The 22,070-nt window shown below is 53.3% G+C and carries 15 protein-coding genes, 13 tRNA genes and 3 rRNA genes; 23 read left to right on the top strand and 8 right to left on the bottom strand.

The features are described 5' to 3' along the window. Positions 1 to 54 precede the first annotated feature (54 nt). From NYE48_RS22170 to NYE48_RS22155, 4 genes are read right to left on the bottom strand one after another with little or no spacing between them, the layout of a single operon-like run. Positions 55 to 1,101, bottom strand: coding sequence for a Gfo/Idh/MocA family protein (locus NYE48_RS22170; protein WP_036713420.1), 1,047 nt, complete (start codon positions 1,099 to 1,101; stop codon positions 55 to 57). Between the two features lie 45 nt (positions 1,102 to 1,146). Then, entirely contained in the window at positions 1,147 to 2,226 is a 1,080-nt protein-coding gene (locus NYE48_RS22165) for a Gfo/Idh/MocA family protein (protein WP_036713386.1), read from the bottom strand. 4 nt (positions 2,227 to 2,230) lie between these two features. Next, entirely contained in the window at positions 2,231 to 3,079 is an 849-nt protein-coding gene (locus tag NYE48_RS22160) for a sugar phosphate isomerase/epimerase family protein (protein WP_036713384.1), read from the bottom strand. A 24-nt stretch (positions 3,080 to 3,103) separates the two neighbouring features. Beyond that, on the bottom strand, positions 3,104 to 4,267 hold the full coding sequence (locus tag NYE48_RS22155) for a Gfo/Idh/MocA family protein (RefSeq protein WP_340999966.1): 1,164 nt from the start codon (positions 4,265 to 4,267) through the stop codon (positions 3,104 to 3,106). A 159-nt stretch (positions 4,268 to 4,426) separates the two neighbouring features. On the opposite strand from NYE48_RS22155, the gene NYE48_RS22150 reads away from it, so the two are divergent. Together NYE48_RS22150 and NYE48_RS22145 are read left to right on the top strand one after the other, a co-directional pair. Continuing rightward, on the top strand, positions 4,427 to 5,254 hold the full coding sequence (locus tag NYE48_RS22150) for an AraC family transcriptional regulator (protein WP_246537328.1): 828 nt from the start codon (positions 4,427 to 4,429) through the stop codon (positions 5,252 to 5,254). Between the two features lie 157 nt (positions 5,255 to 5,411). Beyond that, complete coding sequence (locus tag NYE48_RS22145; RefSeq protein ID WP_340999965.1) at positions 5,412 to 6,332, top strand: hypothetical protein; 921 nt, start codon at positions 5,412 to 5,414, stop codon at positions 6,330 to 6,332. A 114-nt stretch (positions 6,333 to 6,446) separates the two neighbouring features. On the opposite strand, the gene NYE48_RS22140 is transcribed toward NYE48_RS22145, so the two are convergent. After that, the gene (locus NYE48_RS22140) at positions 6,447 to 6,899 is read right to left on the bottom strand and encodes an Rrf2 family transcriptional regulator (RefSeq protein WP_036713379.1); all 453 of its coding nucleotides are present in this window, start codon (positions 6,897 to 6,899) and stop codon (positions 6,447 to 6,449) included. Between the two features lie 191 nt (positions 6,900 to 7,090). On the opposite strand from NYE48_RS22140, the gene NYE48_RS22135 reads away from it, so the two are divergent. The 18 genes from NYE48_RS22135 to NYE48_RS22050 all read left to right on the top strand — a co-directional run bounded on the left by NYE48_RS22135 (position 7,091) and on the right by NYE48_RS22050 (position 16,078). Continuing rightward, positions 7,091 to 7,732, top strand: a complete 642-nt coding sequence (locus NYE48_RS22135) for an NAD(P)-dependent oxidoreductase (RefSeq protein WP_036713377.1) — start codon at positions 7,091 to 7,093, stop codon at positions 7,730 to 7,732. A 498-nt stretch (positions 7,733 to 8,230) separates the two neighbouring features. Next, a 16S ribosomal RNA gene (locus NYE48_RS22130) occupies positions 8,231 to 9,783 on the top strand. Positions 9,784 to 10,112: 329 nt separating this feature from the next. Then, positions 10,113 to 13,160, top strand: a 23S ribosomal RNA gene (locus tag NYE48_RS22125). A gap of 292 nt (positions 13,161 to 13,452) precedes the next feature. After that, positions 13,453 to 13,569, top strand: a 5S ribosomal RNA gene (gene rrf, locus NYE48_RS22120). The 16S, 23S and 5S rRNA genes sit together here with 13 tRNA genes alongside, the layout of an rRNA operon. A gap of 39 nt (positions 13,570 to 13,608) precedes the next feature. Then, positions 13,609 to 13,681: transfer RNA gene (locus NYE48_RS22115), tRNA-Asn, on the top strand. 58 nt (positions 13,682 to 13,739) lie between these two features. Beyond that, positions 13,740 to 13,831 (top strand) — tRNA-Ser (locus tag NYE48_RS22110). Between the two features lie 23 nt (positions 13,832 to 13,854). Further along, positions 13,855 to 13,929 (top strand) — tRNA-Glu (locus NYE48_RS22105). 52 nt (positions 13,930 to 13,981) lie between these two features. After that, positions 13,982 to 14,057 (top strand) — tRNA-Val (locus tag NYE48_RS22100). A gap of 42 nt (positions 14,058 to 14,099) precedes the next feature. Then, positions 14,100 to 14,176, top strand: a tRNA-Asp gene (locus NYE48_RS22095). 36 nt (positions 14,177 to 14,212) lie between these two features. After that, positions 14,213 to 14,288: transfer RNA gene (locus NYE48_RS22090), tRNA-Thr, on the top strand. 12 nt (positions 14,289 to 14,300) lie between these two features. Next, positions 14,301 to 14,376, top strand: a tRNA-His gene (locus tag NYE48_RS22085). A 14-nt stretch (positions 14,377 to 14,390) separates the two neighbouring features. Beyond that, positions 14,391 to 14,465 (top strand) — tRNA-Gln (locus NYE48_RS22080). 19 nt (positions 14,466 to 14,484) lie between these two features. Further along, positions 14,485 to 14,560 (top strand) — tRNA-Lys (locus NYE48_RS22075). A gap of 11 nt (positions 14,561 to 14,571) precedes the next feature. Beyond that, a tRNA-Leu gene (locus tag NYE48_RS22070) sits at positions 14,572 to 14,655 on the top strand. 7 nt (positions 14,656 to 14,662) lie between these two features. Beyond that, positions 14,663 to 14,737: transfer RNA gene (locus tag NYE48_RS22065), tRNA-Gly, on the top strand. Positions 14,738 to 14,758: 21 nt separating this feature from the next. Continuing rightward, positions 14,759 to 14,832 (top strand) — tRNA-Pro (locus tag NYE48_RS22060). A gap of 17 nt (positions 14,833 to 14,849) precedes the next feature. Beyond that, positions 14,850 to 14,923, top strand: a tRNA-Gly gene (locus tag NYE48_RS22055). A gap of 429 nt (positions 14,924 to 15,352) precedes the next feature. After that, positions 15,353 to 16,078 (top strand): N-acetylmuramoyl-L-alanine amidase, encoded by a 726-nt coding sequence (locus tag NYE48_RS22050; protein ID WP_212952075.1) that lies wholly within the window; start codon positions 15,353 to 15,355, stop codon positions 16,076 to 16,078. A 112-nt stretch (positions 16,079 to 16,190) separates the two neighbouring features. Here the strand turns inward: NYE48_RS22050 and NYE48_RS22045 are convergent, their stop codons facing one another. Then, positions 16,191 to 16,643, bottom strand: coding sequence for a hypothetical protein (locus NYE48_RS22045; RefSeq protein WP_340999964.1), 453 nt, complete (start codon positions 16,641 to 16,643; stop codon positions 16,191 to 16,193). 343 nt (positions 16,644 to 16,986) lie between these two features. On the opposite strand from NYE48_RS22045, the gene NYE48_RS22040 reads away from it, so the two are divergent. Both NYE48_RS22040 and wrbA read left to right on the top strand, forming a co-directional pair. Further along, positions 16,987 to 18,183 (top strand): Gfo/Idh/MocA family protein, encoded by a 1,197-nt coding sequence (locus tag NYE48_RS22040; protein WP_339323664.1) that lies wholly within the window; start codon positions 16,987 to 16,989, stop codon positions 18,181 to 18,183. Positions 18,184 to 18,285: 102 nt separating this feature from the next. Next, a complete protein-coding gene (gene wrbA, locus NYE48_RS22035; protein ID WP_340999963.1) occupies positions 18,286 to 18,903 on the top strand; it encodes an NAD(P)H:quinone oxidoreductase in 618 nt (205 codons plus the stop codon). Between the two features lie 122 nt (positions 18,904 to 19,025). On the opposite strand, the gene NYE48_RS22030 is transcribed toward wrbA, so the two are convergent. Both NYE48_RS22030 and NYE48_RS22025 read right to left on the bottom strand, forming a co-directional pair. Further along, positions 19,026 to 20,165, bottom strand: coding sequence for a phosphodiester glycosidase family protein (locus tag NYE48_RS22030; RefSeq protein WP_339323666.1), 1,140 nt, complete (start codon positions 20,163 to 20,165; stop codon positions 19,026 to 19,028). 106 nt (positions 20,166 to 20,271) lie between these two features. Next, complete coding sequence (locus NYE48_RS22025) at positions 20,272 to 21,048, bottom strand: ABC transporter ATP-binding protein (RefSeq protein ID WP_036712242.1); 777 nt, start codon at positions 21,046 to 21,048, stop codon at positions 20,272 to 20,274. A 227-nt stretch (positions 21,049 to 21,275) separates the two neighbouring features. Here NYE48_RS22025 and NYE48_RS22020 point away from each other — a divergent pair, with 227 nt between their 5' ends. After that, the gene (locus tag NYE48_RS22020; protein ID WP_212952077.1) at positions 21,276 to 22,058 is read left to right on the top strand and encodes an AraC family transcriptional regulator; all 783 of its coding nucleotides are present in this window, start codon (positions 21,276 to 21,278) and stop codon (positions 22,056 to 22,058) included. The last annotated feature ends 12 nt before the right edge of the window (positions 22,059 to 22,070 follow it).

Here is a 22,070-nt window from a genome sequence, read left to right as displayed (position 1 = left end):
AGTTCGGGAATGCAAGGATCGATGCAGGAGCTTTTCCGTGGCATAACATAAATTTTACTGTGATTTCGTCAGCACGGCGTTTGCCGGAGGAAACCGCAGCCCTTGGCCGCTCCGGGTCCGTTCGTACAGCGCTTCGATCAGATGCAGCGCCTTGATGCCTTCCTCCCCGTTAATCCAGAACGGACGATCCTCCCGGACATGCGCGTAAAAGTCGGCAATCAGCTTCCGGTGGCTCGGCCCCCAATACGATTTGCCTCCGAAGTTCGATCGGGGCGGCTCGCTTAGAAGCGTTTCCCTGCCGTCTTTCCATAAGTACAGCGAATCCCGGCGCTGGGTTAACACGCCATGCTCGAATACGACCTCCAGCTCCACGGGCGAATCGGCGCCGTATCCGTTCGTTCCGTAAAACAACGCCCTGGCGCCGCTAACGAAATCGATGCAGGCATGCGCGGAATCTTCCACCTCGACGGCATCCTCCAGCGTATCGCATGTCACGCTCCCTTTGACCGAGGTGATTTCACCCCCGAACCATTGCAGCAAATCAAGGGTATGGATGGCCTGGTTGATCAGCATCCCGCCGCCTTCGGTGCTCCATTTGCCTCGCCACGCTCCGCTTTCGTAGTAGGCACGGCCGCGATGCCAGGTGACGATGCCTTTCATGCAGACCAGCCGGCCCAGCTCGCCGGAGACGATATGTTCATGGATGATCCGCGAAGCGTCATTATAACGGTTTTGGAACGAAACGCCCAGCTGGCGCCGGTTTTTTTTCGCTGCTTCGATCATGGCTTGGGCGGCCGCGGCATTTTCCGCGATCGGTTTTTCCGTCAGGACGTGTTTGCCGGCCGCGAACAGTTCAAGCGCCATCTCGGCGTGCAGATGATGGGGGGTGCACAGGTGAACGATTTGAATGTCTTCCCGTTCAAGCAGCACTTTGTAATCCGTGGCGGCTTCGCATCCGTAACGGCTTGCCGCCCCTTGGGCTTTCTCCGGATCGGCGTCGATGACGACCCGCAGTTCGGCGTCTTCCAGTTCCGCAATCGAGCCGGCATGAAGGGGATGGATGGCCCCGCAGCCGATGATGGCTGCTCCTAACTTTTGCATGACGATCCCGTCCTGTCCGTTGAAATTTGGCATGGCCGCCTTGCATTACGAAATGCGGACGGCCATTTCCTGCGCCTTCAGGCATAATTCCGCAGCCTTAAAGGCATGCTCCTGCGTCATCGCATGTTCGGTCCGGTTCAGGCAGTCGAGGATGAGCTCGCCGAAAAACGGATAGCCGACCTGCCCGTTCACGTCGAAGCGGCGTTCCCCGTCTTTATTGACCAAATATACATGGTCCCCGGCCGAATCCCTGGCGATGTCGATGTACTTTCGCAGCTCGATGTACCCGTCCGTGCCGAGGATAAACGTTCTGCCGTCGCCCCATGTGCCGAGCCCGTCCGGCGTAAACCAGTCGACCCGGAAATATTGGGTGGCCCCGTTCTCTCCTACCAGCGTGGCGTCGCCGTAATCCTCAAGCTCCGGATAGTCCGGATGGTTGTAATTGGCCACTTTGCTGTGCAGCACTTTCGCGTCTTTGTTTCCGGTATAAAAAAGGAACTGCTCGATTTGATGGCTGCCGATGTCGCATAATATGCCGCCGTATTTGTCTTTTTGGAAAAACCAATCCGGACGGGAGGACGCGCTCAGGCGATGCGGGCCGAACCCGGTGACCTGCAGCACGCGGCCGATTGCCCCTTCGCGGATCAGCTGTCCCGCATATACGGCGGATTCGACGTGAAGGCGCTCGCTGTAATACACCATATATTTTTGGCCGGTTTCCCGGACTTTTGCCCGGGCCGCCTCCAGCTGCTCCAATGACGTAAACGGCGTTTTGTCCGTGAAGTAGTCTTTGCCCGCATCCATGACCCGCAGCCCAAGCGCGCAGCGTTCGGATGGCACGGCCGCCGCCGCGACCAGGCGCACTTCGGGATCTTCCAAAATCCGCTCGAGGCTGTCCACGGCTTTGGCCCCGGGAAACTTGGAGGCGAAACTTTCGGCTTTGGCATAGTCCCGGTCGTACACCCATTTCAAGGCAGCCCCGGCTTCGATGAGCCCTTTGCTCATGCCGTGAATATGGCCGTGGTCCAGCGCGGCCGCCGCGAACGCGAATTCGCCGGGCTGAACGACATGGTTCGGTTTGCCCTGCGGAGCGTAGTTCATTCCGTCCTGCTTCGAAGCTGTCATTCGTTTACATCCTTTCGCGCATAAATTCGCCGAACTGCTTCAGCAGCTCGCGGGAGGGGTATTGTCCGCTGAAGTCCTCTATGCCGAGGTATCCGTCGTATCCAACGCTTTTCAAGTCCTCCACGAACGCGGCAAAATCGATGATGCCGTCCCGGAGCGGAGCCCACTCGGAGCGCCATTTGGCGGTTCCGTCCTCGCGGCTGCCGTCCTGCACGAAACGCGCGTTTTTGACATGCACATGCGCAAGGTAGGGACCCAGCAGCTGCATGCCCATGCGGTAATGCTCGAAACCTTCGTGCACCATGTTGCCCGGATCAAGCAGCACGCCGATATAGTCCGGGTCGCAGTGGCTGACCAGGCGATGCGCCAGTCCGGCGCTTGGCGCGATCGTCCCGTGATGCGTTTCGACGACGCCTTTGACGCCGTATTGCTTCGCGAGCCGTTCGGCTTCTTTTAAGTAGCTCACGTTTTTTTCGTACAAATCCGGGTAGGATAACGTCTTATTGTAAGGGGCTACGCCGATCCGGATCATGCTTGCCCCGAGCAGGCGGGCCGTATGGAAGGCATGTTCCGTTTCGTCGAGCTTCATTTCGTTCAAGTAGGGGGTTACGCTCACGACCTCGAGTCCTTCGGCCTCGGTTACTTCCTTGAATTTCAGCATTTCCGGTTCCGGGAGCGACGGATCGATGGAGCACAGGTTGTTTCCCCAGAAGGAAGGCTGCTCTCCGGCTATGGCTTTCGGCACTTCCTTGAATCGCCATTCGACGCCGTGAAGTCCGGCTTCTTTGGCGGCTTGAACCAGCTCTTCGGGCGTCAGGTCCGGGGTGGCTACGGTAAATACGGAAAGTTTCATGGGTTCATGCCTCCTCGCAAGGGATCAATGCGTTCCTTTGACGTCCAATACCGCGGCTGCGGACGGATCTTTGCGGAACGTGGAATTCGCTATTTTTTCCTGAAGCTTTTCGTAAAAAAGGTCCTCGTCCAGCGGCAGATCGACCCAATCGTCGGTCCAGGCGGACAGGTGCATCGCGTTCGAAATGGTCAAGCCGAGAATGCCTTCTTCGCCGGGGGCAAGCAGCTTTTCGCCATGCAGGAGCGCATTCGTGAAGTTTTGCAAAATGCCCTTATGCTGCGGTCCGCCGCCGCCGGCTACCGGGATATCGCATACCCAGCATTCCGGCTGTCCGAACCCGCCCTTATAGTTGCGGTTAAACTCCGGTTCGGGGACGCGCAGGCGCCAGAAGGTCAATTTATCGTTTTCGATGACGATTTTGCCGTTGTCGCCGCTGATTTCGAAACGGTTCGTGCCGGGGCTTTCCCCGACGGTGGTCACAAACACGCCCGTGGCTCCGTTCTCGTATTCGACGTAAGCGGTCACGTCGTCTTCGACTTCAATGTTGCGGTATTTGCCGAAATGGCAAAATGCCCGGACCCGTTTTGGCATCATGCCGGTGGTCCACTGCCATAGATCCAGCTGATGGGGGTCCTGGTTCAGCAGCACGCCGCCGCCTTCGCCGGCCCAAGTGGCGCGCCAGCCGCCGGAATCGTAGTAGCTTTGCGAGCGGTACCAGTTCGTGATGATCCAGTTCGTTCTGCGGACTTCGCCGAGCTCGCCGGATTGGATGAGGTCGCGGAGTTTGATGTAGAGCGGGTTCGTGCGCTGATTGTACATGATGCCGAATTGCTTGCCGCTTTTCGCCGCCGCGTCGTTCATTTCCCTTACCGCTTTCGTATACACGCCTGCCGGTTTTTCCACCAGCACATGGTAACCGTCTTCAAACGCCTGAATGGCCATCCCCGGATGGTCGTAATGCGGGACCGCGATCAGTACGGCATCCATCGCCTGGGAAGCCCAAAACGCTTCCGGCGTATCATACAGCTGCACCGACGCCGGTAAATGCTCCTTCGCCCATTTCAGTCTTTCGGGATTCGTGTCGCAGACGGCCGTGAGTTCGGCGCCGCGAATTTCCCCGCACAGGTTTTGGGCATGAGAGACGCCCATATTTCCAATTCCGATAATGCCATAGCGAACCTTTTCCATGCCGGAATTTCACCCTTTCTCTCTGCTATTCCCCCTAAGCTTAGCCCGAATCCGAAAAGATGAGAATGACCTGGATTAAGAGTGTTTTGCACAAAATTAAGGTGTTTTGGATAAATGGCCAATGGTACAATAAGGGAGAAGAAAAGGGGGAATGCGCTCGTGGAACTCGCGCCGGACATGGCCGGAAGAATGCCGGAAGGATTGACGTTGAACATCAGCTACGCCCAATACCGAAAAGGGTTTCCCGGATGGAACCGGACGGAAATCGCCCCGTCGTTTCACCGGCTCTATTTTATCGCGGAAGGGCGGGGGTCGGTCACGCTCAACGGGGTCAAATACGAACCGAAACCCAATCAGATGATGATCATGCCGGCGGGCACGAATCAGATGGCACTGACCGATCAGGAAGATCCGTATTCGCGCTATTTTTGCCATTTTGACGCCCAGGTGGGGGAATGGCCCCTTTTTCCGGCGGACGGCAGCCTGTATATTTGCGACGCCCGCGACCCTGCTTTTATCGAACGGACTTTTCAAGAGTTGGTGGAGCTTTTCCATCGGGGAGGGCCTTTTGCCGTGCTGCGAACACAGTCCTGCTTGCTGACGATGCTGGCGTGCTGCCTGGAGGACGGGGGATACACCGATTTTTGGAAAAAATTTATGCAGCAGACGGAACGGAGCAAGCTCGGAAACGTATTAAGCTATATCCAAACGCATTTGCATGAACCGATGGAAATCGAACAGTTGGCGGAAATCGTACATTTGCATCCGAACTATTTCATCCCTTATTTCAAAAAAATCATGGGCGTCACGCCGATGCATTACGTGCAGCGCAAACGGATGGAGGAAGCCAAAAGGCTGCTGACCTACACCGATACCGCCATTTCGGACATCGCCGACCAGATCGGCATGCAGCTGGCCTATTTTTCGCGGCAGTTCAAAGGTTATACGGGCCTATCGCCTTCGGCCTACCGGGCCTGCATTCGTTGAAATCGGCTTGCTTTGATGCGAAGCGGAGTTTCCTTACCTAAGTATCGATTTCATGGTTCCAAAGTAAGTTTTTGCAAAACGCGTATTGGAAGGTATCCCTTGATTGGGTAAGATATGGATGGTTTACGCCCTAAAACAAACGAAAGGTGAGATGCGAATGAAACGCGCCATCGTCAAACCTCTGCTGACGGTTTTAAGCCTGGCGGTTGCCTTGGTCATGATTGTCCCTGCCGGTTCGGCCAGCGCGGCCGATTCCAAGTGGATCAACAAGGTGCTGGCCGATTACAAGGCCTATAACCAGAAAGTGACCTCTTCCTATAAAAACTATCAGGAGCAGATCGATGCCAGCTATAATCAGTATTTGACCCAATACACGGCGACCATGACCGAGCTCGAAACCAAGGTACTGTCGGATCTGAAGCAATGGGACGAGAAGCTGGAAGCGGACTATAACGAGTTGAAGGAAAAATACGGGGATGACCGGAGTAAAACTTCAGCCCTGAGAACCTATGACAGATACATTAACCAGAATTTCCGGGGCAGCCCGATGAACCTTTATGCCACCGAGGCCAACCGCAATTACCGGGACAGCACCATGTGGGTCTACAACAAGGCGCTGAACGAAAATTTCATCGACAGCAAAACGTGGAGATACAGTAAGGCGATCAATCCCAACTATCTGGACAGCGCGGCATTCAAATACAGCAAGGCGGTCAATGAAAACTATTACGACAGTCCGATGCAGAGGCTGAAGCACGCTTCAAGCAAAAACTTTTACGGCAGCCCGATTTATCAATACTCCCGCGGCAAGATCAGCAAAACGAAGGCCCAGCAGGAATACGCGAAAATCTATAAGAAGCAGACCGAAAGGCTGAACGCCATTGTCGCGAAAAGCAAGCAGGATATTGCGAACAGGGCGGCGGTTACGCGGCAAGAGCTTGATCTGCTGCATGCCAAATCCGTTGACGTTCTTGAACAGCGGCGGGAAGAAGCGCTGAAAAAGATTTCGGATCTGCGCATCGAAATTTGCGGGGAAGGGCTTACCTGGCAGCCTTTGCTGAAGAATTCCGCCCAATAAGGTCTGATCCGTTATTTTTCCCTAATAATGAAGAAACGAGGCGAACCTCCGCGATGGGGGATTGGCCTCGTTTTTATGTTTACGCAGGGTTTGCCGCATTTCAAGCGACTGCCTCTATCCGTTTTCTAAGGATCTCATTTTATCGGACTCCAAAATATCTTCGACGACTTCGGCAAGGGTAACGCCGGCAAGCGATTGCTCCATTGCGTTTTGGGCTGCCGAAAATTGTTTGGTCAACGATTGTTGGATATTGCGGCCGACGATACATTCCGGGTTCGGGTGTTCATGGGAGTTGAATAAATCGTTTTCGGCCACGACGTTCACCGCCTTGTATACATCGAGAAGCGTTATGTTTGGCAGTTCTTTGGCCAGTTCGGCCCCGGCCACCCCGGCACGAACGTGTACGAGGCCGGCGCTTTTCAACATGCTCATGACTTTGCGGATCACGACGGGATTCGTGTTGACGCTGGCGGCGATATACTCGGAAGTATTGGTTGCCTTGTCTTTGCTGACGGCCAGCAAGCACAAAATGTGTATCGCTACGGAAAATCTGCTGCTGATGGACACCTTGACCCCTTCTTTCTTCCTTAACGAATATAATCATTTATAACATGACCATACTATCGTTACAAGTAAAGCTCCGGATGGAAAATACGCTCAAAATGTGACGGTTGACAAAGCGTTAAGTTGTAACTAAAATAATTACATGTAATATATTCGATTACAGGTAATGATACCATACGGGAGGAAGACATATTATGAAAATCGCAGTCATCGGAGCCAGCGGGAAAGCAGGCAAACTGATCGCCCAAGAGGCCGCCAAGCGAGGACATGAAGTAACGGCCATCGTAAGAAACGCATCCAAGCTGCAAGGCGGATATGCTTCGGTCATCGAAAAAGATTTGTTTGATTTGTCGGCAGCCGATTTGCAGCCGTTCGACGTCGTGGTGAACGCTTTTTCGGCCCCACCGGGCAGCGAGCATCTGCACGTGGAAGCGGGAAGAGCGCTCATCGACGCTTTGAAAGGGGCACCGAATACGAAGTTGTTTGTCGTTGGCGGGGCCGGAAGCTTATTTGCCGACGAAGCCAAAACATTAAAAGTGATGGATACGCCGGACTTCCCGAGCATTTACTATCCGACGGCATCCAATCAGGGGAAAAACCTGGAGGACCTGCAGCAATCGGAAGGGATCACGTGGACATTCCTCAGCCCATCGGCATTTTTTGATGCGGAAGGAAAAAGAACGGGCTCTTACAAAACGGGAAAAGACCATCTGCTTGTGAATTCCAAGGGCGAAAGCTACATTAGCTATGCAGACTATGCGATCGCCGTGCTGGACGAGATCGAAAATCCGAAGCATATCAATGAACGGTTTACGGTCGTAGCCGAGCATCTATAATATAGAACGAATAAAATCGATTTAAGTTGAGGAGAGCGGGTCTGCCTGAGCATAAGCGGCTCGGCAGACTTCTTTCATCTATTGAAAAGAAGAAGCGACAATAGATTCGAATTGTAAAATTTTTCTGCTTGCCGCAGGCGTTGAATCCATGGTACATTATAAATCCGGCCGACGGAAACGAAGGCAGGGCCAAGAAATCAAAAAAAGAACTTCAAAAAAAGTTCTTGCAATCTTAAAAAGAACGTGATATTATATAAGAGTTGCTGCTGAGCACAACGGCGGCGACGAAAACGAAATGTTTGATCTTTGAAAACTGAACAACGAGTGAGATATGAGGTTTCGGCAACGAAACCGAAACGCGAAGCAAATCGGTCCAAGCCTATGGCTGGATGGTTTGCGGAGCAAACAATGAGAATTAATATAATGAAATTTCCGATTAGGCTTTGCTCAATCGAAAAATTCATTATTTCTCGTCAGATTCAAAATGAGTCACAAACTTTTTTGGAGAGTTTGATCCTGGCTCAGGACGAACGCTGGCGGCGTGCCTAATACATGCAAGTCGAGCGGACCTTAGCGATCTTCGGATCGCTCTTGGTTAGCGGCGGACGGGTGAGTAACACGTAGGCAACCTGCCCGTAAGATCGGGATAACTACCGGAAACGGTAGCTAATACCGGATAATTTATCGCTTCGCATGGAGCGGTAATGAAAGACGGAGCAATCTGTCACTTACGGATGGGCCTGCGGCGCATTAGCTAGTTGGTGAGGTAACGGCTCACCAAGGCGACGATGCGTAGCCGACCTGAGAGGGTGAACGGCCACACTGGGACTGAGACACGGCCCAGACTCCTACGGGAGGCAGCAGTAGGGAATCTTCCGCAATGGGCGAAAGCCTGACGGAGCAACGCCGCGTGAGTGATGAAGGTTTTCGGATCGTAAAGCTCTGTTGCCAGGGAAGAACGTCGGGTAGAGTAACTGCTATCCGAGTGACGGTACCTGAGAAGAAAGCCCCGGCTAACTACGTGCCAGCAGCCGCGGTAATACGTAGGGGGCAAGCGTTGTCCGGAATTATTGGGCGTAAAGCGCGCGCAGGCGGTCACTTAAGTCTGGTGTTTAAGGCTAGGGCTCAACTCTAGTTCGCACTGGAAACTGGGTGACTTGAGTGCAGAAGAGGAAAGTGGAATTCCACGTGTAGCGGTGAAATGCGTAGAGATGTGGAGGAACACCAGTGGCGAAGGCGACTTTCTGGGCTGTAACTGACGCTGAGGCGCGAAAGCGTGGGGAGCAAACAGGATTAGATACCCTGGTAGTCCACGCCGTAAACGATGAATGCTAGGTGTTAGGGGTTTCGATACCCTTGGTGCCGAAGTTAACACATTAAGCATTCCGCCTGGGGAGTACGGTCGCAAGACTGAAACTCAAAGGAATTGACGGGGACCCGCACAAGCAGTGGAGTATGTGGTTTAATTCGAAGCAACGCGAAGAACCTTACCAGGTCTTGACATCCCTCTGAATCCTCTAGAGATAGAGGCGGCCTTCGGGACAGAGGAGACAGGTGGTGCATGGTTGTCGTCAGCTCGTGTCGTGAGATGTTGGGTTAAGTCCCGCAACGAGCGCAACCCTTGATTTTAGTTGCCAGCACATTAAGGTGGGCACTCTAGAATGACTGCCGGTGACAAACCGGAGGAAGGCGGGGATGACGTCAAATCATCATGCCCCTTATGACCTGGGCTACACACGTACTACAATGGCCAGTACAACGGGAAGCGAAGTCGCGAGACGGAGCCAATCCTATCAAAGCTGGTCTCAGTTCGGATTGCAGGCTGCAACCCGCCTGCATGAAGTCGGAATTGCTAGTAATCGCGGATCAGCATGCCGCGGTGAATACGTTCCCGGGTCTTGTACACACCGCCCGTCACACCACGAGAGTTTACAACACCCGAAGTCGGTGGGGTAACCGCAAGGAGCCAGCCGCCGAAGGTGGGGTAGATGATTGGGGTGAAGTCGTAACAAGGTAGCCGTATCGGAAGGTGCGGCTGGATCACCTCCTTTCTATGGAGAATCGTTTCCTGCAACGGAAACATTCAAATATTAAATCTAGCCGGTCGGCTAGTTACTCACTCATTGCTCAGTTTTGAGAGAGCAAACTCTCACTTGATCCTTGAAAACTAGATAACGAAACGAATTTGCGTTTTAGAAATATCCTTTTCTGATGATTTTGAATTTGGCTTCGCGTCAAATTGAAATTCATCATAGCTGCTTGTGTCTTCATTGAAAGACCAAGTAATAAAGGTAGCAGACGAGTGTTTGAATCGGAGAGCGACTTTGGCTTTGTGCGAAGCACAAAACAACGGAGCGAAGCGAGGCAAACAGGAGTCAAAGGTTAAGCTACTAAGAGCACACGGAGGATGCCTAGGCGCTAGGAGCCGATGAAGGACGTGGCGAACAACGATACTGCCTCGGGGAGCTGTAAGCAAGCTTTGATCCGGGGATGTCCGAATGGGGAAACCCGGCTGATGTAATAGTCAGTCACTCGCATCTGAATACATAGGATGTGAAGAGGCATACCAGGGGAACTGAAACATCTAAGTACCCTGAGGAAGAGAAAACAATAGTGATTCCGTCAGTAGCGGCGAGCGAACGCGGATTAGCCTAAACCGGTCAGCTTGCTGGCCGGGGTTGTGGGACGTCTCACATGGAGTTACAAAGGAACTGGTTAGGCGAAGAGGTCTGGAAAGGCCCGGCATAGAAGGTAAAAGCCCTGTAGCCGAAAGTCAGTTCCCTCCGAGACGGATCCCGAGTAGTGCGGGGCACGTGAAACCCCGTATGAATCTGCCAGGACCATCTGGTAAGGCTAAATACTCCCTAGCGACCGATAGTGAAACAGTACCGTGAGGGAAAGGTGAAAAGCACCCCGGAAGGGGAGTGAAATAGAACCTGAAACCGTGTGCTTACAAGAAGTCAGAGCCCGTTTTAGGGGTGATGGCGTGCCTTTTGTAGAATGAACCGGCGAGTTACGTTCCCGTGCAAGGTTAAGGTGAGAAGCCGTAGCCGCAGCGAAAGCGAGTCTGAATAGGGCGACGAAGTACGTGGGCGTAGACCCGAAACCGTGTGATCTACCCCTGTCCAGGGTGAAGGTGCGGTAACACGCACTGGAGGCCCGAACCCACGAATGTTGAAAAATTCGGGGATGAGGTGGGGGTAGCGGAGAAATTCCAATCGAACTCGGAGATAGCTGGTTCTCCCCGAAATAGCTTTAGGGCTAGCCTCGGTTGTACAGTCGTGGAGGTAGAGCACTGATTGGGTGCGGGGCCCGCAAGGGTTACCAAGTTCAGTCAAACTCCGAATGCCATAGACTGATTGACCGGGAGTCAGACAGTGAGTGCTAAGATCCATTGTCAAAAGGGAAACAGCCCAGACCATCAGCTAAGGTCCCCAAGTGTGTGTTAAGTGGGAAAGGATGTGGAGTTGCACAGACAACCAGGATGTTGGCTTAGAAGCAGCCACCATTTAAAGAGTGCGTAATAGCTCACTGGTCGAGTGACTCTGCGCCGAAAATGTAACGGGGCTAAACACACCACCGAAGCTATGGCTTGAATCGACTTCACTGCTTCTTTGAGGTAGTGAGCCTGAGATGAACATTTATGTCAGACTTGAGATGAAATCAAGGATGACCAAATGCTCTCAGGGGTTAAACACACTTCGAAGGCGGAGTGAAGTCGATTCAGGGGTAGGGGAGCGTTGTATGCAGCGTTGAAGGTGTACCGTAAGGAGCGCTGGAGCGTATACAAGTGAGAATGCCGGTATGAGTAACGAAAAGATCAGTGAGAATCTGATCCGCCGAAAGCCCAAGGTTTCCTGAGGAAGGCTCGTCCGCTCAGGGTAAGTCGGGACCTAAGGCGAGGCCGAAAGGCGTAGTCGAAGGACAACAGGTTGAAATTCCTGTACCACCGTAAACCGCTATGAGCGATGGGGTGACGCAGGAGGGTAGTGACGCAGACTGATGGATGTCTGTCCAAGCAGTGAGGCTGATGTGTAGGCAAATCCGCACATCGTTAAGGCTAGGCTGTGACGGGGAGGGAAAATTGCAGTACCGAAGGTCATGATCTCACACTGCCAAGAAAAGCCTCTAGCCAGGTGAAGGTGCCCGTACCGCAAACCGACACAGGTAGGCGAGAAGAGAATTCTAAGGCGCGCGGAAGAACTCTCGTTAAGGAACTCGGCAAAATGACCCCGTAACTTCGGGAGAAGGGGTGCCCCGGTAGTGTGAATAGCACGAGGGGGCCGCAGTGAAAAGGCCCAAGCGACTGTTTAGCAAAAACACAGGTCTGTGCGAAGCCGTAAGGCGAAGTATACGGGCTGACGCCTGCCCGGTGCTGGAAGGTTAAGGGGAGCGGTTAGGGAGTAATCCCGAAGCTGTGAACCGAAGCCCCAGTAAACGGCGGCCGTAACTATAACGGTCCTAAGGTAGCGAAATTCCTTGTCAGGTAAATTCTGACCCGCACGAATGGCGTAACGACTTGGGCGCTGTCTCAACGAGAGATCCGGTGAAATTTTAATACCTGTGAAGATGCAGGTTACCCGCGACAAGACGGAAAGACCCCATGGAGCTTTACTGCAGCTTGATATTGGATTTGGGTACGATCTGTACAGGATAGGTGGGAGCCTTTGAAGCATGAGCGCCAGCTTGTGTGGAGGCGACGTTGGGATACCACCCTGATCGTATCTAGGTTCTAACCTGGTACCGTGATCCGGTACGGGGACAGTGTCAGGCGGGCAGTTTGACTGGGGCGGTCGCCTCCTAAAGAGTAACGGAGGCGCCCCAAGGTTCCCTCAGAATGGTTGGAAATCATTCGAAGAGTGCAAAGGCAGAAGGGAGCTTGACTGCGAGACCTACAAGTCGAGCAGGGACGAAAGTCGGGCTTAGTGATCCGGTGGTACCGCATGGAAGGGCCATCGCTCAACGGATAAAAGCTACCCTGGGGATAACAGGCTTATCTCCCCCAAGAGTCCACATCGACGGGGAGGTTTGGCACCTCGATGTCGGCTCATCGCATCCTGGGGCTGAAGTAGGTCCCAAGGGTTGGGCTGTTCGCCCATTAAAGCGGTACGCGAGCTGGGTTCAGAACGTCGTGAGACAGTTCGGTCCCTATCTGTCGTGGGCGTAGGAAATTTGAGAGGAGCTGTCCTTAGTACGAGAGGACCGGGATGGACGTACCGCTGGTGCACCAGTTGTTCCGCCAGGAGCATGGCTGGGTAGCTACGTACGGACGGGATAAGCGCTGAAAGCATCTAAGCGTGAAGCCCCCCTCAAGATGAGATTTCCCAGTATGTAAGACCCCTTGAAGACGACGAGGTAGATAGGTTGGAGGTGGAAGTGCAGCAATGCATGGAGCTGACCAATACTAATCGGTCGAGGGCTTATCCTAAATTACCCACCAAAGTGAAGAGCAGCTTCGTAGCTGATTCCGAGTACTTTGGCGGGGCCCGGAACAAAAACCGGGAAATGCTACGGAAAATAAAACGCAAACGTTTCGTATCTAGTTTTCAGGGAGTCAAAACAACTTTTTGAAGCTCAAGTGGTTTCGAAGGACAAGTATGACTTTCGGCATTTGGCGATGCCGATTCCTGTACATATCGTATTGGAATTCAATCGTCAATCAAGATGAAGCGAATTTCACAAACGATTTTGAAGCTGCGATGTTGCAGCGAAAAATCCCGTTTGGTGGCGATGGCGGAGGGGTTCCACGCGTACCCATCCCGAACACGACCGTTAAGCCCTCCAGCGCCGATGGTACTTGGACCGAAGGGTCCTGGGAGAGTAGGACGCTGCCAAGCGGAAACCACATCCTTTGTGGTTATTTTTTTGCGAAACGTTCCCCGATAGCTCAGTCGGTAGAGCACTCGACTGTTAATCGAGTTGTCACAGGTTCGAGTCCTGTTCGGGGAGTTGAATTCCAATAAAATGTTTGAATGCTGAAAGCAATCATCATTTTTGGACAAGACGCGGAGAGGTGTCCGAGCTGGCCGAAGGAGCACGATTGGAAATCGTGTAGGCGTCACAAGCGTCTCGAGGGTTCGAATCCCTCTCTCTCCGCCAGCATTTCAAACTTTACATATTAAGGCCCGTTGGTCAAGGGGTTAAGACACCTCCCTTTCACGGAGGTAACAGGGGTTCGAATCCCCTACGGGTCACCATTACTTTCCCTTGATTGGGACGAGAATCCAGTCGGGTTCATAGAAAATTTAAGGAGACTTAGCTCAGCTGGGAGAGCATCTGCCTTACAAGCAGAGGGTCGGGGGTTCGATCCCCTCAGTCTCCACCATTATTCCTCAAAGCGAAAAGCTTTCAGGATTCATAAAGGCCTGGAACCGTGGTGTAGAGGCCTAACATGCCTGCCTGTCACGCAGGAGATCGCGGGTTCGAATCCCGTCGGTTCCGCCATTATTGTTCTCTAGCATCATCTTACTCAATCATTGCGCCGGTGTAGCTCAATTGGTAGAGCAACTGACTTGTAATCAGTAGGTTGGGGGTTCAAGTCCTCTCGCCGGCACCAGAATTGCATATGGCGGTCGTGGCGAAGGGGTTAACGCACCGGATTGTGGCTCCGGCATTCGTGGGTTCAAGTCCCATCGATCGCCCCATTTATCCTAACTATTGGGGATTAGCCAAGCGGTAAGGCAACGGACTTTGACTCCGTCATGCATAGGTTCGAATCCTATATCCCCAGCCATTTTACTCAAGGCAATTACGAGCCATTAGCTCAGTTGGTAGAGCACCTGACTTTTAATCAGGGTGTCGAAGGTTCGAGTCCTTCATGGCTCACCAGTTTTTCAATTGCGCGTGTGGCGGAATTGGCAGACGCACTAGACTTAGGATCTAGCGTCTTTGACGTGGGGGTTCAAGTCCCTCCACGCGCACCATGAATATGCGGACGTGGCTCAGCGGTAGAGCATCGCCTTGCCAAGGCGAGGGTCGCGGGTTCGATTCCCGTCGTCCGCTCCATTTAACTGTTTACCTTCTTTTCGGGATGTAGCTCAGCTTGGTAGAGCACCTGGTTTGGGACCAGGGGGTCGCATGTTCGAATCGTGTCATCCCGATCTCTTTCTTTTTTCACGCGGGTGTAGTTCAATGGTAGAACTCCAGCCTTCCAAGCTGGTAGCGTGGGTTCGATTCCCATCACCCGCTCCATATAGATTTAAAACAATCACGCCGAAGGGCGTTTTTTTGTTATATGGAGGCGTGTGGGGAAGAGAAGCCATGCAGCGTGGGTGCGACCGTCCGTGAAAGCTTCTTTAAGAATGTCCCGATCAGGACGCGCGTCAACATCAACCTCTAGGTGCGAGCCGCAGGCTCGCCTTTTAAATCGAGATGTTGAGTATTCCCATCACCCGCACCATATAGATTTAAAACAAACACGCCGAAGGGCGTTTTTTTGTTATATAGCAATCCATTCAGGTTCTCCCGGTTTTTGGATATTTCCTGGTGCAACCGCCGCCTCAAAAAATGATGACCGGAATAATCATATAAAAGGAAGGGTATGATTTTCGAAAACAGAACGGCCTGGCCTGAGAAATTCTGAGGATAGTAAGCGGTTTGCACGAAAAGGAGGTCATCCGAATGAAAAAAGTGTGGATCGATGCCGGACATGGCGGCAAAGATTCGGGGGCTACCGGAAATGGTTTGCAGGAAAAGGATGTTGTTCTTGCGCTAGCATTAGCCATTAAAAAGCGTTTGGATTCGGAATATGAGGATGTACAGGCATTGTTATCCCGAAGCACGGACGTGTTTGTCGAACTGAAGGACCGGACCGGCCAGGCTAACGCCGCGGGCGCAGATCTTCTGATTAGCGTTCATTGCAATGCGGGAGGCGGCTCGGGCGGTTTTGAATCTTATCGTTATACGTCGGCATCGGCAGCGACGGTGAAGCTCCAAAACCTGCTCCATACGGAAATCATGGCTGGGTTGAAACCTTTTGGCGTCGCGGATCGAGGGCAAAAGACCGGGAACCTGCACATGTGCCGCGAGAGCCGGATGCCGGCCGTTTTGACGGAAAACTTATTCATCGATGTCGCGTCCGATGCCGCCAAGCTTAAACAGCCGGCCGTGATGGAGGCGATCGTAAGCGGGCATGTCCTCGGAATCGCAAAATATTTGGGGCTGAAAAAGAAAGAGACTCCCGCCCCGGACGGCCCCGAAGTAACCGTAATCGCCAATGGCAAAACGCTGAGCGGCGCCAAGCTGGAGGATGGGGTAGTCACGGTGCCTCTGCGTGCAATTGCCGAAGCCTTAGGGGCGAACCTTACATGGGACAATCAGACGAAAACGGCTACCATTACGAAATAAATTCATACGTTTAATGCCTCGAATATAAAAAAGGGCCGCTTTCCAAGCGCCCTTTTTTGCTTCTGAACCTATCCTGCCCCACTGCTATCCTGTTATAAACATTAACCTTGTTCTAACCCGTTTTTTTCACGAATTGCTTTTGTTTGGCCATCCCTTTGGCGGACAGCTGGTACACCGTGACGTCATAAACCCCGGTATGTCTTGCCGCATTCGGATCCCGGTCAGGGTTCCATTTTAGATTTTCCCGCTCGATTTCCACCTGGATGGTGTTGGCCGAAAGAAATGTCGCATTGACGCCTACGCCGCCAAACGATTTTCTAAGAAAAACCTTTCCGTTCTTGTGCACCCCGACCACCTGGACCATGCTTCCGCCGGTAGCGCCCGACAGATACAGCAAAAATGTGTCTCCGCCGGATGCAACGGTAAATTGAACGGCGCCGCCCGTGTTGATCCAGGATTCGTCGGCTTCGCGCCATACTTTTTTTCCGTTCAGCTTGATGACCGGCAGGAATCCCAAGCCGTCCACGTGTTCTTTGTCAACGACGAGCCCGTTCAAAAGCTTCATGGGAAGCTTGGAGGCGTCCATGCCCAAATAAAGCTTGGGATACGTTTTGGCCGCAGGCGGGTTCGATTTTGCCGAAACGCTGGCAGCAGCAGGCAAAATATCAATACAATTGATAAGAGCTTTTTCATCTGTGTTTCTCCATCCTTCTCACGATGTTGTCGTTCATGAACCTCAGTCCCAAATTATACCATACCCATCCATCATTCATCTACCAAATATCATCAAATGATCACAGGGTAAAAATATGAATATTGACAGATCATAGGAAACGGGGGAATATCAGAGTGAAAAGAATCATAGATTCATAATCAAAACATAGATTCATATCCTTGGGGAGGCTGCGATGAAAAACAAAGTGAAAGTCGGCGTAATCGGTCTCGGTGCCCGCGGCATGGGATTATTGACGGGCGTTATTTTGCATATGGACGACGTCGAGGTCGTGGCGGTTTGCGACAAATACGAGGACCGCGGCGAAGCCGCAGCGAAAGCGGTTGCAGAAAAGGGCGGCGCACGTCCTTTCGTGACGCGGGATTACCGGGACGTGATGGCGCTTGGCGATATCGACGCGGTCGTCATCGGCGCTTCGTGGGCCGACCATATCGATATTGCGGTGGCCGCGATGGAAGCCGGCATTTATGCGGCATGCGAGGTAGGCGGGGCTTATTCCGTCCAGGAATGCTGGAAGCTTGTCGAAGCGTACGAACGCACCCGGGTGCCCTGCATGATCATGGAAAACTGCTGCTACGGCCGGGACGAAATGATGGTGCTCAACATGGTGAAGCAGGGCGTGCTGGGCGACATCGTACATTGCGCCGGCGGCTACCATCACGATCTGCGAAGCGAAATTGCCTTTGGAAAAGAAAACCGCCATTACCGCTTGAACAATTACATCCATCGCAATTGCGAAAACTATCCTACGCATGAAATCGGGCCGATCGCCCGCATTCTGAACATCAACCACGGGAACCGCATGGTTTCGCTGGTATCGATGGCTTCCAAGGCAAAAGGCATGCAGGAGTATGTCCGCAAGGAAAAAAGCGATGATGCCGAGCTGATGCAAACGGAATTCCTGCAGGGCGATATCGTGACGACCGTCATTAAATGCGCGCATGGCGAAACGATCACGATTACGCTCGATACGACGCTGCCGCGTTATTATTCCCGGGGATTCACCGTCCGCGGTACGAAAGGCATGTACATGGAGGACAACCATTCGATTTATTTGGACGGCGTGCATGACGACTTCCATATGGGATGGAAACCCCAGTGGGGCAACGCGGAGCAATTCAGGGAACAATACGAGCATCCGGTATGGAAAAAATATATCGAAGAAGGCGTCAAAGGCGGTCATGACGGCATGGACTGGCTTGTGTTCAAAGATTTTTTCGAAAGCGTGAAACAAGGGACCGAGACGCCGCTGGACGTGTACGACATGGCCGCTTGGATGTGCATCTCCGCTTTGTCCGAAGAATCGATCGCTTTGGGAGGACATCCGGTGGCGATTCCGGACTTCACCAACGGCAAATGGATGAATCGTTAATCCCCGGCAACATGAACCGTGAACGTTAGGCGGAGAATACTTTAATTCCTTCTTTGGCAGAATAAAACCTATCCATATTCCACGAAAAAGGGGAAATTCGAGATGGCAAACGTAAACACGGCCATAATTTATTACAGCTCCGGCGGCACCAACTACCAGCTGGCGCAATGGGCTGCCGAAGGCGCAAAACAAGCGGGTTCCGAGGTCAAAGTGCTGAAAGTGGCCGAAACGGCGCCGCAATCGGCGATCGATTGCAATCCGGCCTGGAAAGCCAACCTGGAAGCGACGCAGCATATTCCGGAAGCCAGCCTGGCCGACCTGGAATGGGCGGACGCGATCATTTTCAGCATCCCTACCCGTTTTGGCAACATGCCGGTGCAAATGAAACAATTTCTGGACCTGACCGGCGGGCTCTGGTTCCACGGCAAGCTGGTAAACAAGGTCGTCAGCGCCATGGCTTCGGCGCAAAACCCGCATGGCGGCCAGGAAGAAACGATCCTTTCCTTGTACACGAGCATGTACCACTGGGGAGCGATCATCGCGGCGCCGGGATATACCGATCCATCGCTTTTTGCGGCAGGCGGCAACCCCTACGGCACATCGGTTACGGTCGGCCAGGACGGAAAAATGATCGAGGACGTCAAGGAAGCCGTGATGCATCAGGCAAAACGCACCGTAACCGTCGCCGATTGGGTGAAAACGGGTTTGGGCAAACCGTAATCCTAAACGCCGGATTCTTCGTTTTCCCCGAAAATTCGCAGCAAAAAAGGCTGGAACTTGGGATTGCAAATCTCAAGGCCAGCCTTTTTGTCGAGTATCGGAGCTCAGTTAAGAGACTCTCATTATTGCACTTTTACGACGAGGGCATTGCTGATGAGGCGTCCGGGAGCCGTCAAATATTTGCCGTTGTAGTACAGGCCGCTGGATGCGCCGCCGTCCAAATTCATCGCTTGGTAAGCGCCCGCTTGGCGCATGATTTCCGCGAGCTGCGGAATCGTCGCCCCGCCCGTCGTCAGCAAAATCAATTTATGGTCCTTGGTAATGCCGAGTGCGCTGCGTGCCCCGCCGCCCGTCAGTATCTTCGGATCTTTGAACCCTTCCTGCTTCACGTTCAGCGACACTTTGCCGTTAAGCAGCAGGCGCGGGCCGGCCTGAAGTCCTCCCTCGATGCGCCCTTGGTCGTACGCCGTCTTGAAAGACAAGCCGGAAATCAAGCTTGGAAGCTGGTTTTTGTCGTAAGCAAAAATGACCCGCTTGTCGCCCGGGCTTGCCATCTTAATGGCGCCTTTGCTTAAAATGTAGCCGTAGGGGGCTTTGTAGCTGCCATTCGTGTAAGCGTCAAAAAAGGTGCCGTTGATCGCGACGGCCGCGCCGCTGCGTTTGGCGATGCTGCCGAGCGCTTCGACCTTGCCGGGCGTATTGCCCGCCAGCACCACGTCCAAATGAACTTTGGGATTCATCAGGTCGACGGTAACCATCTGCGCGGCGATGGAACGGGAGCCGATTTTAAAAGTCTTCTTTTCGCTTACGACCGGCTTGGCTTCGGCTTTGCCGTTATTGCGGATGACGACGGGCAGAACTTCCGACGAGCCGTTTGCGGCGATGGTGACGGCATTGCTGTCTTTCAGCCAGGCAAGCTTGTAGCCAAGCTCTTGGCTTACGAGCTGGGCAGGCACGTAGACGACCCCGTTGTCCCTGTACGGCGCATCCTGAAGGGAGACGGAGCGGCCATTGACGTCAGCTGTTTTTTGACCAAGGGTCATCGCTATTTTCGTGGAGCCGTGCGTGATTTCAAGCCGTTTTGCGGCGTCGTTCCACAGGATCTGATTCCCGTCAAAACCGTTAAGGAAACGGACGGGCAAAAAAGAATGGCTGGTTTTCGCATCCATGACGACGACGTTCCGCGGCGGCGCCGATGCCAGCGCGGCAGGCATCATGCAGACGAATGCGAGCAGCAAAAACGCGATTGATCTTTTGAACATATGTGCTGTAATCCCCTTTTGTATGATCTATTCCTGCATGTGTAATATCGGAATAATCATGCTTTTGTTGAATAGGGGATAGGACTTTGTTTATATTAGCCGGAGGTTATTCCGCTACCCGTACGTAAAAGCGTTCTCCATGCCTGTCCACGACGACGGGCGATTCGAAAAATCCGCTCAGGTTTTCCGCCGTCAAAATGTCTTCCGTTTTGCCGCTGCCGACCGCTTCCCCGCGTCTCATGAGCAGCACATGGCTGAAGGCAGGCAAAATCTCCTCCGTATGATGCGTGACATAAATCAAGGTCGGGGCGTTCGGCTGGCGCACGAGCTCCGCAATGCTCTCGAGCAGGCGCTCCCGCGAAAAAATATCCAGCCCGTTGCAAGGCTCATCCAAAATCAAAATGCGGGGGTCCGCCATCAGCGCGCGGGCGATGAGGAGCTTCTGCTTTTCGCCCTGGGAGCAGGTCCGGTATTCGCGGTCCCACAAATGCCCGCAGCTAAGCGTCTCCATCAGTTCGCGGGCCCGCTCGAAATCTTCGTCGCTCGTTTTATCGTACAGGCCGATCGTGGCGTGTTTGCCGCTGATCACGATATGCTGCGTGCGGTCCGAAGCGTACAGCCGCTCTTGGAACGAATTGCTGACCCAGCCGATCGATTTGCGCAATTCGCGCAGGTCGACTTCGCCGAACAGATGGCCAAGGACGCGCACCGAGCCCTCCGAAGGCCAGATATAGCCGTTGACGATATTAAGCAGCGTCGTTTTTCCCGAACCGTTCAGGCCAAGCAGCGCCCAATGCTCCCCCGGTTTAACCTGCCAGCTGACATCCTTCATGAGCGTATGCTGCCCGCTTCTCCAAGTAATGTTTTGAATATCGATGATCATGTTCGTATCTCCTCTCTCCAGTCCTGATTAGAAATGTCGTTCTCCACATGTTAAAACAAATCCGCGCGCTGTCAATACCGCCGCCCGGCCCGGCAAAGGCGGGAAGCGGCCGGCATTAACGGATTTCCCTTCATCTTACCCGGGTTATGGAGGCGTTGTCGCCGCGATAATTGCTGGCCTTGAAAGCTTTTTTTGCTATAATGTCAACAGGTGAAGCGATGATGGAGATGAGTATTCGAACAGAACGGATGGAGCTTTTTAAGGGCGCCGACCGGTTTTCGAACCGGTCCCACCGCCACGGGCATTGGTATCAGGTGACCGTTCCGGTTCAAGGCGTATGCCATGTTATGATGGAAAATAAGCCTTACCGGCTGAACGGGGGCGAGGGATTGATCCAGCATCCGGGAACGGAGCATTTTTTGCGGCTTGATGCGGATTCCAGCGTGATCATCATCAAAATCCGCGAGGATGCGCTGGGGCTCGAGCAGGCTTCCGGCAGTCTGCCGGAATTTGCGGTCCGTCAGCGGATGGATCCGGGGGAGCTGTCCCGCCTGTTCCGGCATTGGACGTCGGAGCTGATGTTCGGCGATGCGCCGGACCCGCTTGCGGCGCAGGAGACGGAAATCCGGGTGCTCCATTATTTGCGGGCAACGCTGAACGGCTCCATCCCGGAACGCGGGCTTGAAAGCAAGGTTCGCGATGTGCATATCCATCAGGTGCTCGAATATATGCACGCTTATTATGCGGAGGCTGTTTCGGTCGATGACCTGGCCGCCGTCGCCAAGCAAAGCCGGTTTCATTTCATCCGGAATTTTCGCGAATGCACGGGCGTTACCCCGTACCAGTATCTGCTGATGCTGAGGGTGGACAAAGCCAAGCAGCTGCTCAAAAGCTCCGGCGATTCGGTGGCGGACATCAGCTGCAGCCTCGGCTTTTCCTGCACGAGCCAGTTCCACAGGGCATTCCGGAAATTCGCCGGCATGACGCCGGGCGAGTTCAGGCAAAGCTGAAACTGGGAAGGA

This window comes from Paenibacillus sp. FSL M7-1455, assembly GCF_038004655.1.
GTDB classification, from domain to species: Bacteria; Bacillota; Bacilli; order Paenibacillales; family Paenibacillaceae; genus Paenibacillus_AQ; species Paenibacillus_AQ cookii.
Note: the sequence above shows the minus strand (reverse complement) of the source record. Positions and strands in the feature narration are given on the sequence as shown.